Below are 16,533 nucleotides of genomic sequence, written 5' to 3'. Positions count from 1 at the left end.
AATTCCTGCCAAGAGTGGCAGGATTTTTTAAGGAGGAGAAATGGTTAAACTTTTAGATGATAAAGAGATTAGAAGATTGTCAAAACTTTCGATTCAAGAAAAACTTCAGAACGGAGACTGGTATAAATTTGCTGAAGAACCTCTTTTACAGAAAAGCGTAGTCAGTTCGGCGAAAAAGGTACAAGAGATTAATGATCAGGCTAAGAAAGATCTTGATGCTGCTAAAGAAATTTTCTATCAGTTCATTCCACACTTTTCCAAGACAGCACAAATTATGTTTCCATTATCGGGGATTGAATATCCAGAGAACTTAAGGGTTGGTCCCGGAAGTTTTATAAATGCATATCTCCAAGTAATAAGTGCTGGTAATATTAGTATTGGAGAAAATACTTTTGTTGGACCAAACTGTCAATTATACACAGCAAATCATCATGTGACTAGCAAAGTATTACGACGTGCGGGTTGGCAATACGATAGTCCGATAACTATTGGGAATGATTGTTGGTTGGGAGGGATGGTTATAGTTCTTCCTGGCATAACAATTGGTGATGGTGTCGTTATCGGAGCTGGAAGTGTTGTAACAAAAGATGTACCCAATAACTGTCTTATAGCTGGAAACCCTGCGCGGATCATACGTTATATATAGGAAGGCAGTATTTGATCCCTCTGTCATAAGATAAAAAATACAAAATAAAAAATCTAGTAATCGTTATCTATAAAGTATAGCGGAATTACAAAAGGAGCAAAAATATGAAAAAATTATCTCCCACATTTATTTATTTCTTCGGTGCCTTGGGAGGGCTGTTGTTTGGATATGATACCGGAGTTATATCGGGAGCTATTCTTTTTATTGAAAAAGAATTAAATTTAAATGCATGGGCATCAGGTTGGGTAGTATCTGGCGTGCTTTTGGGCGCTGTTATTGGCGCTGCTGTCATCGGACCAATGTCAGACCATTTTGGACGTAAAAAATTGCTATTGCTTGCAGCACTCATTTTTGCAGTAGGAGCTTTAGGCTGTGGATTAGCACCGAATTTTGGTTTACTTGTGTTCTTTCGTGTGATTCTTGGTATCGCTGTTGGAGCTGCATCAGCTCTTGTGCCAACCTATCTCTCTGAGTTGTCTCCTGCTAAAATTCGAGGATCTGTCTCTACAATGTTTCAGTTAATGATTATGACAGGTATCTTTCTTGCTTATTTTTCTAACTGGTCGTTACAAGGTGTTGAGCATGAATGGCGGTGGATGCTACTTCTAGCCATTATTCCTGCTCTAGCTTTATTTGTAGGAGGATTGCTCTTGCCTGAATCACCACGCTATTTGGTTCGTAAGGGAAAAGAAGCGAGTGCACGGCAAGTTTTACAGATGACCCAGCAAGGAAATGAAAAAGCAGTAGAAGCAGAGCTAGCTGATATTACATTAATGGCCAATGAAGAAAAAAAGGGAGGTTTTAAGGAACTTTTTGGTCCTATGTCTCGCCCCGTACTGATTATGGCGATGGGTCTTGCGATTTTCCAACAATTCATGGGATGTAATACTGTGCTTTACTTTGCCCCCTCTATCTTTGTATCTGTTGGATTTGGAACCAACGCAGCATTATTTGCTCACTTAGGGATCGGAATTTTTAATGTGATTGTCACTTTTGTAGCAATGAAGGTGATGGATAAAGTAAATCGTCGTTGGATGCTCAACTTTGGTGCTTGGGGGATGGGTATCTCCTTAGTATTGATGTCAATTGGAATGATGATGGACTCAGGAGCTTTTGGTAAATATCTTGCTGTTTTAGCACTTACGATTTACATCGCCTTCTTTTCAGCCACTTGGGGTCCCGTGATGTGGGTGATGATTGGTGAATCTTTCCCGCTTAATATACGGGGATTGGGAAACTCTTTTGGAGCTGTAATAAATTGGGGAGCTAACTATATTGTTTCACTAACCTTCCTACCATTACTAAGTTTCTTTGGAACAGGAAAAATATTCTTATTCTATGCAGCATTTTGTTTCTTATCCATCTGGTTCACAACTAAGCTCGTCATTGAAACAAAAGGAAAGAGTTTAGAACAAATAGAAGCAGAACTGCAACATAGAGCGAACCATATTGGTGATAAAAATCTAGAACATGGATAAGGAGCCTGTAAGTTGAGCAATTTGTTTTGCTATAAATTATAAATATAAAAAAACTGAGCAAAAGCTCAGTTTTTTCTTCATTAATTTAAAAGCAGGAAGCAACACTTAACTATTTTTGTCTTGAGTGACATTAGTCTCTCCTAAGTCTCTGACTGACCCTCTCCGAATTAATTTAGGAGGGTAAATGATGTCTTTTTCAAAAGTACCATTTTTAATGGTATTAACAATCCAATTTGCAGCATCTACACCCATATCCTCTTTAGGATGAACAGTAGTTGTTAGACTAACTTCTCCCATTTCACTGAGTACTGAGTCGTCATTTCCTACGATTGAATAGTCATCAGGTATCTTATAGCCTAGATTTGACAAGTTTCCTATTAAGGTTTTAGCTATTTTGTCGTTATAGCACAAAATACCTGTAATTTCAGTAAATTTTTGAAGATGTGTCACAACTTGATCATAAATGTCAATTTCAGTTTCGGTGGTATAAGTCAAAATAGAATTTGATGAGATGGTGATGTTATGATCTTCACAAGCTTTGATGAAACCCTTCATGCGGTATTTACCTTGTAAATCATCGATTTTAGTAATTAAAAGAAGATTATTATGATGATGCTCGATAAGTTCTTTTGTACCAAGATACCCAGTCTCCACATCATCCACATGGATTGTAGGCGTATTGAGTTCTTCATAGGTAGCATTGATCATTACAATCGGAATCTGATGCTCGCGAAGCGTTACATAAGTCGCTAAGTTAGGATTATATTGGTTGCTTTTGGTTGGTTCCACGATGAGCCCATCTACCCCGAAATCAATCATCCGTTCGAGACATTCTTTTTCTTGTGTATAATCGTTGTTCGTGCTTGAAAGGAGTAAGGAATAGCCATCGGCTTTCAATTCCTTTTCTATCCCGCGGATGATCGTTGGGAAAATGTAGTCGGAGATATATGTAGTGATAACACCGATAGTCTTCTTGGGTTTGTTCTCATTTGTGGTCAATGGAAACTCGTTGACGTAAGTCCCGGATCCTTTTTCTTTTCGAAGGTAACCTTCTGTGACCAGTACTGAAATAGCCTGCCTTACAGTGTAGCGACTTGCGTGATATGTTTCTTGAAGTTGTAACTCAGTAGGAATTACTCCTCCAACATTGTACTGATTTGAAATTATTTTATCGCGTAAATCATCAGCAATAATTTGATACTTAGGCTTCGTAAGTCTTCCCTCCTCATGGTTTTATCTATATTATTTAATTATACAATATTTTGGCTATAAAACCTTGCATTATCAATGTTTATAAGATTTTCCTAGTAAAGAAAAAAGGAGCAGAATAATCCTTCTTTTAATTATATTGTAGTATTTCCTGGGAGAGTTGCTGATCAATTTGCGCCTTGTGGATTCTTCTTATGTGACGTGGGATAAACTTTCTAATATCATCTTCGTTATAACCGATAAGTAAGCGATCCTCATCAACAAGTAATGGACGTTTTAAAAGTAAGCGATTTTGGTTCAGTACATCAAATAGTTCATTGAGTGTCATCTGTTCAAGATCAACCGATAATGATTTATAAGCTTTCCCCCCTTTTGAGATAATTTCATGTGTGCCGTTTTGAGTAAGCGAGAGTATATGAAGCAGCTCCTCTTTAGTTAGACGTGTTGTTTTAAGATTAATCTCTTCAAAAGGGAGATTATTTTTAAGGAGCCAAGCTTTAGCTTTTCTACAAGAACCTGAAGAAGTTGTAAAATAGAATTTAATCATAAAAACCTCACTAATCTAATTTTTTTATTACTTTATTATAATTTCATTCTAACATATATAGTGCTTTACTTAAAGGATTAAAACTTACAAACTGTTTAGTTTCCTAAACAGAAAGTTTAGAATAAAAAGTAAAAAAATACTCTAGGTCTAAAATGATTGTAGATTAAAAGTTTATTGATCTTTCTTCTTTTGATGACGCTTATAAGTACTAATAGATAGACTTATCGTATTTATTAATAAGCAAAGTCCACCACCAAAGATACCAGCTAGCCCAATAAAAATAATACAATAATTGTGAGACCATTCTGTAAAGGCAATTATAAAGCTGCCTATAAGAACTATGGTAGCCCAAGTGATTAAACTTTTCATATATCTCTCCTCTTTTTATGAAATAGTATATCATTTTTAAGAAACGCTTTCGTTTAGGATGATGAACGATAGCTAAAATATAGAAAAAAGTAATATATATATATTAGGAGCCAGACCGTCATAAATTTTCTAATTATAAAGTAAATTCTTTATGATTAAATGACGTTATTGTATAATTAAGAAATCAATAGACTACTTAATGTAATGAAATGTAGTGAATAAGATTGAAAAAAGTTATAGGAGTATATTTCTAATAACATGTAACATGTACTATTAGGGATAGGGAATTTTTTCAGCTTAATTTGGGGGAGAATTGATTAAATGCTTTATGCAAAGTATGGTTCGGTGTTCAGAGAATTAAGAACACAGAAAAAGTTTAGTTTATCAATGTTAGAGCTTTTAAGTGGGGTATCTAAAGCAACGATTTCTCAGTTTGAGAATGGGAAGTCACTGGTTTCCTTTGATAAACTTGAATCGCTATTAGAGTGTATGAATTTAACAATATTGGATTATTCCTTACTTATCAACAATGGAATTCCTGAATACTTTATTATTCAATTTCAGGAAATAACGGCCGCCTTTTTCAGGCAAGACAAGGCTAGATTAGAAGAAATATATTATAAAAATTTGGAGTTCGAGGAGGAAACAACCTATCTCATAGCGCTCAGTGCGAAAGCTACTTTTACCTCTTTAACTTGTGAAGAGGTAAAGGAGGTGGAGGAGCTCCTTTCTACTAGCCCTTTATGGGGGCTGTATGAGTTCTATGTTTTAATCCATACTATAGATCAGATATCGGTTGATTTAGTTTGGAAACTTATACAAAATTTTTTTAAAGAAAGTTATATGGACGGCTATCTCAAGCACCTTCGTGAGTATAGGGCGTTATTAATTAATGTGCTGATAAAAGCCATCCCCATTTTCATTGAACGAGGCGATATGAAAAAATCAAAATACACTCTGGATAAAATTTCTTCGTTATTTCAAGAAAGTGATTTAACTTCTAAAGTTTTTTGGCATCTTCTTAATGGCTGTTATACTTACAGATTTGAAAATAAAGAATGTGGGCAACGAGCTATAGATGAATGCTTGTCGTGGATGAAGGAGATAGGGGCCACTAAACTGAGTAAAGTTGCTTCGGCAAGAATAGAAGCTTTGAAGGAAAAAATAAATTGATCGGCACCATATGATGACATTTAATTAGAATATAAAAAAACCAATAACCACAGCACATAATGGTTATTGGTTTTTTTGTTTAGAAATGTAAGAGCTTCTTAAAATTATACTCTCGCATAACTTGAACATTAAATATAGTAACATATTTTTTTGAAAAATGGGCGGTCATTTTTTATAGGTCACTTTATTAAAAATATATTTTGGGGTTGTTTTAACTAATGCAAAAAGGTTAGAAAAATTCTTAGTAAGAGGTTTAGGATTCTAAATTGACAAAAAAAAATCTTAGTGTATACTAAAGATTACAGAAAATTTTATTCTCAAACTCATCGGTCACAACTTAAAAGAAAAAAGATAAAGAAAAAATTTGGTACATCCGGATGGAAAAGAACAAAAGAACAAATGAAGCTGCTGAAAAAAAAGAGTACGGTTACTCCGACTTATTTTTTGAAAAGGGAAATTATCTATTAAAAATAGTACAAACACTCTTGTCGATCCTCGGATGGATTTGTTTAATCGTGCCTACTTTTATAACGATTTCATCTTTTCTGTACTATCTTACGTCAGGGAAATATGGTTGGAGATTTTGGAATTATGCAGAGGGTATATTAGAAATCAAATTCTTGCTTATTATTATCACTTTTTGTGTTGTTATCACTTTTACTTATGCCGTGAGTATGACAATTATTCAGAATAACCGCAGAGAATCTGTAATTGAAAAATGGCCTACCTTTGACTCTGTTTCTAGTATTCAGCGAAGAAGAAAAGTGGATGAGTTTATGACTGAACGATTCGGCACAGAAGATTTTAGGCATAATGTGAAGTACTTTGAAGTAGCTCCTGAAAAAAATCTGGAAACAGATGAACTCTCAAACCTATTGAACAAAGAAAAAGGATTTAAAGATGTTATTTGATGTATTTATACAAACTTTTGCAGGTAAGAACGCATTTCAAACGTTTCTTTCAATTTGCTTATTGATCCTATGTTTGTATCCTGTAATAGGTGCTTTGTTTTGGTTTTTTGGTTCATTAAGTTATCAATTTTTGAAAAAAGGGAAAAAAGAAGTAAACTTTGTGGAGTTGCCCATCGACAAGCAACCAATGATTACAATCATGATTCCGGCGCATAACGAAGAAATTATGATTGAAGAGACGATTGATTACTTAGCGACAGAGTTAAATTATAGCAATTATGAACTCCTCGTAATCAACGATGGGAGCACTGATAACACCCTCACAATACTTCAAGATTTGCAAAATAAATATAAGAAGCTCAGGGTTATAAATGTTTTAAAGAACCAAGGAAAAGCTCATGGTTTTAATATTGGAACACATTTTGCTAAGGGGGAGTATATTCTGAGTAACGACGCAGATACTATCCCTGAAAGAGATGCTTTAATGAAATATATGAATTATTTTATTAATGAGGTAGATGTTAATACAGCAGCTGTCACGGCAAATATGGACGTCCAAAATAGAACCTCTCTCTTAGGAAAATCTCAAACAGTAGAATTCTCAAGTATCGTTGGAGTGATTAAGAGAAGCCAAACCGCAGTTAATGATTCTATGTATTCATATAGTGGCGCCAACACAATGTATAAAAAGCAATTTTTGATTGATGTGGGAGGATTCAGACAGGACAGAAGTACTGAAGATATTAGCATCGCTTGGGATCACTTAATGTTTGGCGTAACGCCACGTTTTGCTCCTAATATCCTTTTTCATATGAACGTTCCTGAGACCTTAAGTCAGCTTTATAAGCAAAGAAAGCGCTGGGCTCAAGGGGGAACTGAAGTTTGGCTTACCAATTTTTCGAAATTTATACTTCATCCTCTTAAATATAAATATGTCTATTCAATGTTTTTGGATACAACCTTTTCCATTATTTGGTCGTTTTTCTTTTTTATCACTAGTTTCATTTTTTTAGCTATGATGACATTTTTTGTGCTGACAGGAGATGTTGAACGATTGTGGCATGGTGTTGCGATGGCTTTCATATTTGTTACTTTCGAGTTAATATCGGGGATTTTTCAGTTACTGGCTGCTTTAATACTTGATAGTGAAGGAGAAAAATTGAGATATTTAATATTCGCTCCTCTTTATATGTTGCTGTTCTGGATGGTAAACCCACTCACAATAGTTACTACCTTTATTCCAGCTCTAAAAGCATATTTAGGAAAAGATAACCATTCTGGAGCATGGGTAAGCCCTACACGAAAAAGCTTAAAAAAAGGATAATTTATGCTAATCGAAATAATGTCATTTATTACTATAATCTTCATCGCTTTATGTTTAATAAGCATAGCGGTGAGCTATTTTTGGGCCAAAAGACAAAACGCAATCTACCCGAAGACAATGGAAAATGTACAAGATTATACCTTCTTTTTTCAATCTATAGTTGACAGTGATGGTAAGACATCAGGTGTGGAGGCCTTGCTCAGAAAGTTTGATACGAAAACGGGGAAGTGGATATTTCCTGATGATATTGATAAGTTCACGCTGCGTGAAGTCATCTTTCTTCTTCATAAAAGTTTTATTAAAACGAAACATCCTTCAAGTTTTTTAGCTATTAACATCAGTTTAAAACAATTTGCTGACCCCCGTTATGAGTATTTTATTAGATGGGTTAAAGGCGAGTGCTATCCGATGGAGCTAAGAATAGAATTTAATATGCAAGGGTATAGTGAGGTAAACTGGTTAAAAAAAATAAGAATCAAGAAAAATTTAAAGCTTAGCAGGGAGCTAAATGTAGCTGTTATATTGGAAAAAATTCAACCATCTAAAGCGTATTATAAAAAAGTGAAGTGGTTATTAAATGATATACATGGCGTAAAAGTTCCACTTTCTAATTTTCACAAAAAGACTGATAATGAGTGGCTTGAGATGAATATGGGGGATTGGAGTCGCCTAATTAGAAAAAAGAATAAAAAAATAGATATTACAGAGGTTGAAAACGAGGACGATTTATTACTAGCAGACAAGCTAGAAATCGATAATAGACAAGGATACCTGATTGATAGACCTCATTCTGAATGATAAAGAACCTGCTACTCCCATAGCAGGTTCTTTACTTACTTTATGATCATTTTAAAGCGTCTTTTAAAGATGTTTTTTTATTTGTTGTTCGCCTTTAATTCGATTTCTTCAAGAGTGTGACCACGTGTTTCAGGCACGAAGAATTGGATAAAGAGCACTCCTAGTAAGCAGATAATACCAAAGATGGCAAACACAGCTTCTTGACTCATAGAGGCGGTCATAATTGGGAAAAGCAATCCCACAAGGAATGAGCCAATCCAATTAAATGACGATGCAAGTCCTGAAGCACGACCTCGGATCGCGAGTGGAAAAATTTCCCCAACTAATACCCATGTCAAAGGTGCCCAGGTACAGGAATAAAGTGCGACGTAGATACATAAAAAGAAGACAATCATCATCGGACTAGAATTAGGAATAATCAGATTGATAATGGCGGGTAGAATAAAGGAAAGACCCATAATTGTCCCGCCAATTCGTAGTAAAGTCCGTCTGTTAAATTTATCAGCAATGACTAAGAAGAAAAGCGCTCCCACGACCAAAATGATTCCTTGAATAATTGGCCACATTAAGGCTTCGCTTGCTGCGTGTCCAGTAGCTTTTTCGACAATCAAAGGGATGTAGTAGAAGATAGCATTGGCCCCTTGAAATTGTTGAAAGGCAGCTACACCTAAACCAGCTACAACTAGGTAGCGGTAGCGACTGGTAAAAAGCGTTCCCCAGGTTGTAGAAGCCAAAGCGTTCGTTTCTTGTTTTGCGGTATCTTGGATAGATTTAATCTCGTGGTCGATTTCAGTTGGTTTACGAATGTAGCTTAATACTTGTTTGGCTTCATCTATTTTTCCAGACTTTATTAAAAAGCGAGGTGACTCTGGTAAAGCGAGTACACCAAAGAACAAGACAAGGGCAGGTACTGCAGCAGCACCCAGCATGATACGCCAAGCAATATCGGCTCCTAGATTTTTCAAAAAATAGTCAACGATATAAGAGAGAAGCATACCCGATACGATCATAACTTGATTGATTCCGGAGAGTCGTCCTCTGATATGAGCAGGTGACATTTCAGACATATAAGAAGGCACTAGTGCAGAAGCTGCTCCAACGGCTAGACCTAAACCAATCCGAACAATAATGAGATAATATTGACCATGATGCGGTGAAAGAGAAGAAAGTAAGGAACCTACCATGAAGATAAGCGAAGAAATCAAAATCATCTTGCGCCGTCCCAGTCGATCAGATAATAATCCTGCAGCAGCGCCTCCAAAAATTGCGCCAAACATAACTGATGAAGTAATCCATCCTATAATCGTAGCATTATCAGTTAGGCCCCAGCTGGATTGAAGAAAGGGGAGTGCTCCGGTCATAACTCCTATGTCATAACCAAACAAAATACCGCCAAAAGCTCCAAAAAAGTAGATAAAAGAAGCCGAAATTTTTTTATTAGTTTTCATGCTGTTGAAAATCTCCTTTAGATAAGGGTGTGTAAACAAGTTTAATGTAAGCGCTATGTTCTAAGCGGTTTCATTTTAACATTTGTGTCCGTACATGTCAAGCTTTTTTTAATTTTTTTGAAATTTATTCTTGACATGTCCGTACGTAAGTGCTATCATTTATCCTGTAAGCGCTAATAAAATAGCAAAACATCATGGATAGGAGAAGATATGGAAGCTTCTAAAGCAGAAGAAATGCTTGATATTGTTGATGTACGTACATATTTAGGGATAGAATTTGGCTCAACACGTATCAAAGCAGTATTAATTGACTCACGATTTCACACGATTGCATCTGGGAGTTACGAGTGGGAAAACCAGTTTGTCGAAGGCTACTGGACTTATTCAACCGAAGAAATATGGAAAGGATTACGCGTAAGTTATCGGGCCTTAGCGACGGAGGTTTATGAGAAGTATGGACTTCTTTTAGAAAAGGTTGGTTCAATCGGATTTAGTGCAATGATGCATGGTTATATGCCTTTTGATCAATCTGGTAAACTTCTTGTCCCTTTTAGAACGTGGCGAAATTCAACCACAAAAGAAGCAGCAAAGCAACTAACGTCACTTTTTGAACATAATATTCCAGAGCGCTGGAGTATTGCGCATTATTATCAGGCGATAGTTAATCATGAAAAACACGTCGATCAAGTCGATTATTTGACGACTTTGGCTGGTTATGTTCATTGGCAACTGACTGGTAAAAAGGTTTTAGGAATAGGAGATGCATCTGGGATGTTTCCGATTGATAATCTTTCAAAAAGCTATGACGAGCACCTCATTAATAAATTTGAAGAAAATTTAAAAAAAATGCATCACTCTGTTCATTTGAAAACTATTTTACCAAAGGTCTTGTTAGCTGGCGAAGAAGCTGGTGTATTGAGTGAGCAAGGCGCCTATTTGATTGATCCTACAGGAAGTCTCAAACCTGGTATTCCTCTTTGTCCACCTGAAGGAGATGCTGGAACAGGAATGGTTGCTACGAATAGCATCGGAGTCCGAACAGGAAATGTTTCTGTAGGGACATCAGCTTTTGCCATGATTGTTCTTGAAAAGCCCTTAGCAAAGGTTTATCCAGAAATAGACATTGTTACAACACCCGAAGGAAATCTCGTTGCTATGGTGCATGCCAATAATTGTACTTCTGATATCAACGCATGGATTAAACTTTTTGAAGAGTTCACAGCGAGTCTTGGTTTAGAAGTTAATCGTGAAAAGATATTTACACTGTTATTTAATAAGGCTTTAGAGGCTGATGAAGATTTAGGTGGATTATTGAGCTATGGTTATTTTTCTGGCGAAAATATTACTGGGATCAGTGAAGGGCGGCCAGTATTTGTCCGACAACCTGACAGCAATTTTAACTTAGCAAATTTTATGCGAACTCATCTGTCCAGTGCATTTGGTGCAATGCGTATCGGAATGGATATATTAAAAGAAGAAAAAATTGTTATTGAGGAACTAGTTGGGCATGGTGGCTTATTTAAAACACCCCGAGTTGGCCAACAAATCTTAGCTGCGGCACTTCAAAAGCCAATTACAGTAATGGAAACCGCTGGAGAGGGTGGTGCTTGGGGTATGGCAGTTCTTGCAGCATTTCAAGCCAGTCACTCTAACTGCTTGAGCGACTATTTAAATCAAGTAGTTTTTGCTGACGCTCCCTGTGTTACACTCCAGCCCCTCGAAAAAGATGAGCGAGCCTATGATGATTTCATTGCGCGTTATCAAACTGGGCTTGAGATTGAGCGTGTAGCTGTCGAAAAATTACGTTCATAATAAGGAGAGAGGAAATGTTAGAAGCCTTAAAAGAAAAAGTTTTAAAAGCGAATCTTGAACTGCCAAAGCATCATCTGGTGGAGTTTACATGGGGGAATGCGAGTGCCTTTGATAAAGAAACAGGCTATTTTGTCATTAAGCCAAGTGGAGTAAGTTATGATCAATTAAAAGCCTCCGATATGGTTGTTGTTGATTTAGAGGGGAAGGTTATTGAAGGAAGTTTAAATCCTTCTTCAGATACACCAACACATGCGGTGCTTTATAAGAATTATCCTGAACTTGGCGGTATTGTCCATACGCATTCCAATTGGGCTACGGCCTGGGCTCAATCTGGTGTTGATGTTTCTGCGATGGGAACAACACACGCTGATACATTTTATGGACCTGTGCCTTGTACAAGGTACTTAAGCCAAAAGGAAATTGATCAGGGTTACGAGTATGAAACGGGAAATGTCATTATCGAAACTTTTAAGGAACGTGGTTTGGGGATTCTGGATGTTCCTGCAGTGTTGTTACATGGGCATGGTCCATTTACATGGGGAAAAGATGTGGAGGCGGCAGTATATAATGCTGTTGTTCTTGAAAATGTCTGCAAGATGAATATATTCGCACGGCAAATTAATAGTTATGCCCCAGATTTACCTCAACGCATTTTAGACAAACATTATTCACGTAAGCATGGCAAAGATGCATATTACGGACAAAAGATGAAATAATTTAAAGAAAGATGGTAGAAAAATGTTAGAAAATACACAAAAAGAATTTTGGTTTATCACTGGCTCACAATTTTTGTATGGTCCTGAAGCCTTGAGTACTGTTGAAAAAGACGCGCGCGAAATCGTAGATAAGATGAACAAATCAAATGCTTTGCCTTATCCAATCGTCTTTAAGCTTGTAGCTACAACAGCAGATAACATCACAAAAGTTATGAAAGAAGCGAATTATCATGATGAAGTGGCAGGTGTCATAACTTGGATGCACACTTTTTCCCCAGCTAAAAACTGGATACGTGGGACGCAACTTTTGACCAAGCCTTTGCTTCATTTAGCGACCCAATTTTTGAACCATATTCCTTACGATACAATTGATTTTGATTATATGAATGTGAATCAATCTGCCCATGGTGATCGTGAATATGCTTTTATCAATGCACGTTTGAAAAAAAATAATAAAATTATTTTTGGACACTGGGAAGATGAAGCGATTCAGCAACAGATTGCAAAATGGATGAATGTTGCCGTAGCTTATAATGAATCTTATAAAATAAAAGTCGTAACATTTGCTGATAAAATGCGCGATGTGGCAGTAACTGATGGAGACAAAGTTGAAGCTCAAATCAAATTTGGCTGGACCGTGGATTATTGGGGAGTTGGAGATTTAGTTGAGTATGTGAAGGGTGTGGAAGAAGCACAAGTAGCTGAGCTTTACGAAGCACTTCAAGAAAAATATGACTATGTAGAGGGTCATAATAGCGCTGAAAAATTTGAACAACATGTTAAATATCAAATTCGTGAATATATTGCTATTAAAAAATTTATGGATGAAAAAGGATATAGTGCATTCACTACAAATTTTGAAGATTTGACGGGATTGGAACAATTACCAGGTCTTGCTGCGCAAATGCTTTTAGCTGATGGTTATGGTTTTGCTGGTGAAGGGGATTGGAAAACTGCAGCTCTTGTACGTTTATTGAAAATTATGGCGCATAATAAACAAACTGTCTTTATGGAAGACTACACGCTGGACTTACGTAAGGGACACGAGGCTATTCTCGGCTCTCACATGTTGGAAGTAGATCCTAGTATAGCTTCAGATAAACCGCGGGTAGAAGTTCATCCTCTTGATATTGGTGGAAAAGCTGATCCTGCCCGTCTTGTCTTTACTGGGATGGTTGGTGATGGTGTGGATGTGACCATGGCTGACTATGGCGATGAGTTTAAACTTATTTCTTATGAAGTAAAAGGCAATAAGCCTGAAGCTGAAACTCCATTTTTACCTGTTGCTAAACAACTTTGGACACCTAAACAAGGCTTGAAAGTAGGTGCTGAACAATGGCTAAGAGCTGGTGGTGGACATCATACTGTCTTATCTTTTGTAGTAGATACACAACAGCTTGCTGATCTCTGTGCATTATTTGGTTTAACACATGTTAATCTTAGCTAATGAACGAGAGGAGGCGTGCCTCCTCTTTTTAGGTTAAGGTGTTTTAGGGATTGCTGAGGAAAAATAGCAATATTTCCCAGTAAATAGAAGAATAAAATAATAGAATAGTGATAAAAAATGGGTTACAATGAAGTAAATGGAGGAAATAGAATGACAGATTATAATTCAGAAGCTTATTTAGAAAAGTTGGATAAATGGTGGCGAGCAGCGACTTATCTTGGTGCGGGCATGATTTTCTTAAAAAGTAACCCTTTGTTTTCAGTTACAGGGACACCTATTAAAGCTGAAGATTTGAAAGCAAACCCAATTGGACACTGGGGCACAGTATCAGGTCAAACTTTCTTGTATGCTCATGCTAACCGTTTGATTAACAAGTATCATCAAAAAATGTTTTACCTTGGTGGCCCTGGTCATGGGGGACAAGCAATGGTGGTCCCTGCATACTTGGACGGGAGCTATACAGAAGCTTATCCAGAAATTACACAAGACTTGGAAGGGATGTCTCGCTTATTTAAACGGTTCTCATTTCCTGGGGGGATTGGTTCACATATGACAGCTCAAACTCCTGGTTCACTCCATGAAGGTGGTGAGTTAGGTTATGTGCTTTCTCATGCTACGGGTGCAATTCTTGATCAACCAGAACAAATCGCATTTGCGGTGGTCGGTGATGGTGAGGCAGAAACGGGTCCTTTGATGACAAGCTGGCATTCGATTAAATTTATTAATCCTAAGAACGATGGTGCTATTTTGCCAATTTTGGATTTAAATGGCTTTAAGATTTCTAATCCGACACTTTTTGCACGTACTTCTGATGTTGATATTCGCAAATTTTTCGAAGGATTGGGTTATTCTCCTCGTTATATCGAGAATGAAGACATCCATGACTATATGGCTTACCATAAACTCGCAGCGGAAGTTTTTGATAAAGCGATTGATGACATTCATCAGATTCAAGAAGATGCGCGTGAACATGGTCGCTATCAAAATGGAGAAATTCCAGCATGGCCAATTATAATTGCACGTTTGCCTAAAGGATGGGGCGGCCCACGATATAATGATTGGTCGGGACCTAAATATGATGGAAAAGGGATGCCGATTGAGCATAGTTTCCGTGCGCACCAAGTGCCATTGCCACTTTCATCAAAAAACATGGAAACTCTTCCCGAGTTTGAAGCGTGGATGAATTCTTACCATCCTGAAACATTATTTAATACGGACGGCTCACTTAAAAAGGAATTGCGTGATTTTGCACCAGAAGGTGAAATGCGTATGGCTTCGAATCCAGTCACAAATGGTGGCGTAGATCGTTCAAATCTGAAACTTCCTAATTGGGAGGATTTCGCTAATCCAATCACTGCAGAAAATCGCGGTAAATTGCTTCCTGAAACAAACGATAATATGGACATGAACGTGCTCTCGAAATACTTTGCAGAAATTGTGAAATTAAATCCAACACGTTTCCGTCTTTTTGGACCTGATGAAACAATGTCTAACCGTTTCTGGGAGTTGTTTAAAGTGACCAATCGTCAATGGATGCAAGTCATCAAAAACCCAAATGATGAATTTATTGCACCAGAAGGTCGGATCTTAGATTCACAGCTTTCAGAACACCAAGCAGAAGGATGGCTTGAAGGCTACACGTTAACAGGACGTACTGGTGTTTTTGCAAGTTATGAATCCTTCTTGCGCGTTGTAGATTCAATGTTGACGCAACATTTCAAATGGATTCGTCAAGCTGCTGATCAAAAATGGCGTCATGATTATCCTTCGCTCAATGTGATTTCGACTTCAACGGTTTTCCAACAAGACCATAATGGTTATACTCACCAAGATCCAGGGATGTTGACGCATTTGGCGGAAAAGAAATCTGATTTTATCCGGCAATATCTCCCAGCAGATGCGAATACTTTGCTTGCTGTCTTTGACCGTGCTTTTCAAGATCGGAGCAAGATTAACCACATCGTGGCTTCTAAACAACCTCGTCAACAATGGTTTACTAAAGAAGAGGCACAAAAATTGGCAACTGACGGAATTGCAACGATTGATTGGGCTTCTACCGCCAAAGAAGGCGAAGCAGTTGATCTGGTTTTTGCTTCGGCAGGGGCTGAACCTACAATCGAAACACTCGCGGCTTTACATCTTGTTAATGAAGTCTACCCACAAGCGAAATTCCGGTATGTCAACGTGGTTGAACTTGGTCGTTTACAAAAGAAAAAAGGCGCTTTGAACCAAGAACGACAACTTTCGGATGCTGAGTTTGAAAAATATTTTGGTCCTTCAGGAACGCCAGTAATCTTTGGATTCCATGGCTATGAAGATTTGATTGAATCTATCTTTTACCAAAGAGGGCATCAAGGCTTGATTGTTCATGGTTACCGGGAAGATGGTGACATTACAACGACCTATGATATGCGTGTTTATTCTGAGCTGGACCGTTTCCATCAAGCGATGGATGCGATGCAAGTGCTTTATGTCGATCGTAAGGTTAACCAAGCTCTGGCCAAAGCATTCATTGATAAGATGAAGCGAATTCTTGATAAACACTTTGAAGTTACCCGTAATGATGGGGTAGATATTCCCGAGTTCACTGATTGGACTTGGTCTGATTTGAAGAAATAAGTAAAAAAACACTTGATCGTTTGAATCAAGTGTTTT

General features: G+C 37.3%; 14 protein-coding genes. 10 read left to right on the top strand and 4 right to left on the bottom strand.

The window, feature by feature from the left end; translation table 11 throughout:
• Nucleotides 1–40: 40 nt before the first annotated feature.
• A complete protein-coding gene (locus tag JW886_RS06820; protein ID WP_205871651.1) occupies nucleotides 41–646 on the top strand; it encodes a sugar O-acetyltransferase in 606 nt (201 codons plus the stop codon).
• Nucleotides 647–750: 104 nt separating this feature from the next.
• A complete protein-coding gene (locus JW886_RS06815; RefSeq protein WP_205871650.1) occupies nucleotides 751–2,124 on the top strand; it encodes a sugar porter family MFS transporter in 1,374 nt (457 codons plus the stop codon).
• Between the two features lie 105 nt (nucleotides 2,125–2,229).
• On the opposite strand, the gene JW886_RS06810 is transcribed toward JW886_RS06815, so the two are convergent.
• From JW886_RS06810 to JW886_RS06800, 3 genes are all read right to left on the bottom strand, one after another.
• Complete coding sequence (locus JW886_RS06810) at nucleotides 2,230–3,318, bottom strand: GntR family transcriptional regulator (RefSeq protein ID WP_205872498.1); 1,089 nt, start codon at nucleotides 3,316–3,318, stop codon at nucleotides 2,230–2,232.
• A 145-nt stretch (nucleotides 3,319–3,463) separates the two neighbouring features.
• Nucleotides 3,464–3,880, bottom strand: coding sequence for a Spx/MgsR family RNA polymerase-binding regulatory protein (locus JW886_RS06805; RefSeq protein WP_200407223.1), 417 nt, complete (start codon nucleotides 3,878–3,880; stop codon nucleotides 3,464–3,466).
• A gap of 171 nt (nucleotides 3,881–4,051) precedes the next feature.
• Nucleotides 4,052–4,249: a hypothetical protein gene (locus tag JW886_RS06800; protein WP_075525502.1), complete on the bottom strand. Its 198-nt coding sequence runs from the start codon at nucleotides 4,247–4,249 to the stop codon at nucleotides 4,052–4,054.
• A 321-nt stretch (nucleotides 4,250–4,570) separates the two neighbouring features.
• Between JW886_RS06800 and JW886_RS06795 the strand changes: the two genes are divergently transcribed.
• From JW886_RS06795 to JW886_RS06780, 4 genes are all read left to right on the top strand, one after another.
• A complete protein-coding gene (locus JW886_RS06795; protein ID WP_205871649.1) occupies nucleotides 4,571–5,422 on the top strand; it encodes an Rgg/GadR/MutR family transcriptional regulator in 852 nt (283 codons plus the stop codon).
• Between the two features lie 377 nt (nucleotides 5,423–5,799).
• On the top strand, nucleotides 5,800–6,333 hold the full coding sequence (locus JW886_RS06790) for a hypothetical protein (protein WP_200407224.1): 534 nt from the start codon (nucleotides 5,800–5,802) through the stop codon (nucleotides 6,331–6,333).
• A complete protein-coding gene (locus JW886_RS06785; RefSeq protein ID WP_075525505.1) occupies nucleotides 6,323–7,657 on the top strand; it encodes a glycosyltransferase family 2 protein in 1,335 nt (444 codons plus the stop codon). Before JW886_RS06790 ends, JW886_RS06785 begins: the two co-directional genes overlap by 11 nt.
• 18 nt (nucleotides 7,658–7,675) lie before the next feature.
• Nucleotides 7,676–8,455, top strand: a complete 780-nt coding sequence (locus JW886_RS06780) for an EAL domain-containing protein (RefSeq protein WP_241003748.1) — start codon at nucleotides 7,676–7,678, stop codon at nucleotides 8,453–8,455.
• Between the two features lie 77 nt (nucleotides 8,456–8,532).
• Here the strand turns inward: JW886_RS06780 and JW886_RS06775 are convergent, their stop codons facing one another.
• Nucleotides 8,533–9,903, bottom strand: coding sequence for a sugar porter family MFS transporter (locus JW886_RS06775; protein ID WP_075525507.1), 1,371 nt, complete (start codon nucleotides 9,901–9,903; stop codon nucleotides 8,533–8,535).
• A 210-nt stretch (nucleotides 9,904–10,113) separates the two neighbouring features.
• Here JW886_RS06775 and JW886_RS06770 point away from each other — a divergent pair, with 210 nt between their 5' ends.
• The 4 genes from JW886_RS06770 to JW886_RS06755 all read left to right on the top strand — a co-directional run bounded on the left by JW886_RS06770 (nucleotide 10,114) and on the right by JW886_RS06755 (nucleotide 16,497).
• Nucleotides 10,114–11,715 carry a xylulokinase gene (locus tag JW886_RS06770; protein ID WP_205871648.1) on the top strand — a complete coding sequence of 534 codons (1,602 nt, stop codon included), beginning with the start codon at nucleotides 10,114–10,116 and terminating at the stop codon, nucleotides 11,713–11,715.
• Between the two features lie 14 nt (nucleotides 11,716–11,729).
• Nucleotides 11,730–12,431 carry an L-ribulose-5-phosphate 4-epimerase gene (locus JW886_RS06765; protein ID WP_205871647.1) on the top strand — a complete coding sequence of 234 codons (702 nt, stop codon included), beginning with the start codon at nucleotides 11,730–11,732 and terminating at the stop codon, nucleotides 12,429–12,431.
• A gap of 22 nt (nucleotides 12,432–12,453) precedes the next feature.
• Entirely contained in the window at nucleotides 12,454–13,878 is a 1,425-nt protein-coding gene (gene araA / locus JW886_RS06760; protein ID WP_205871646.1) for an L-arabinose isomerase, read from the top strand.
• Nucleotides 13,879–14,028: 150 nt separating this feature from the next.
• Nucleotides 14,029–16,497: a phosphoketolase family protein gene (locus tag JW886_RS06755; protein ID WP_205871645.1), complete on the top strand. Its 2,469-nt coding sequence runs from the start codon at nucleotides 14,029–14,031 to the stop codon at nucleotides 16,495–16,497.
• Nucleotides 16,498–16,533 lie beyond the last annotated feature (36 nt).

The sequence above is a fragment of the Lactococcus taiwanensis genome (genome assembly GCF_017068355.1).
Lineage (GTDB): Bacteria > Bacillota > Bacilli > Lactobacillales > Streptococcaceae > Lactococcus > Lactococcus taiwanensis.
This window is presented reverse-complemented; position numbering and strand designations above follow the sequence as displayed.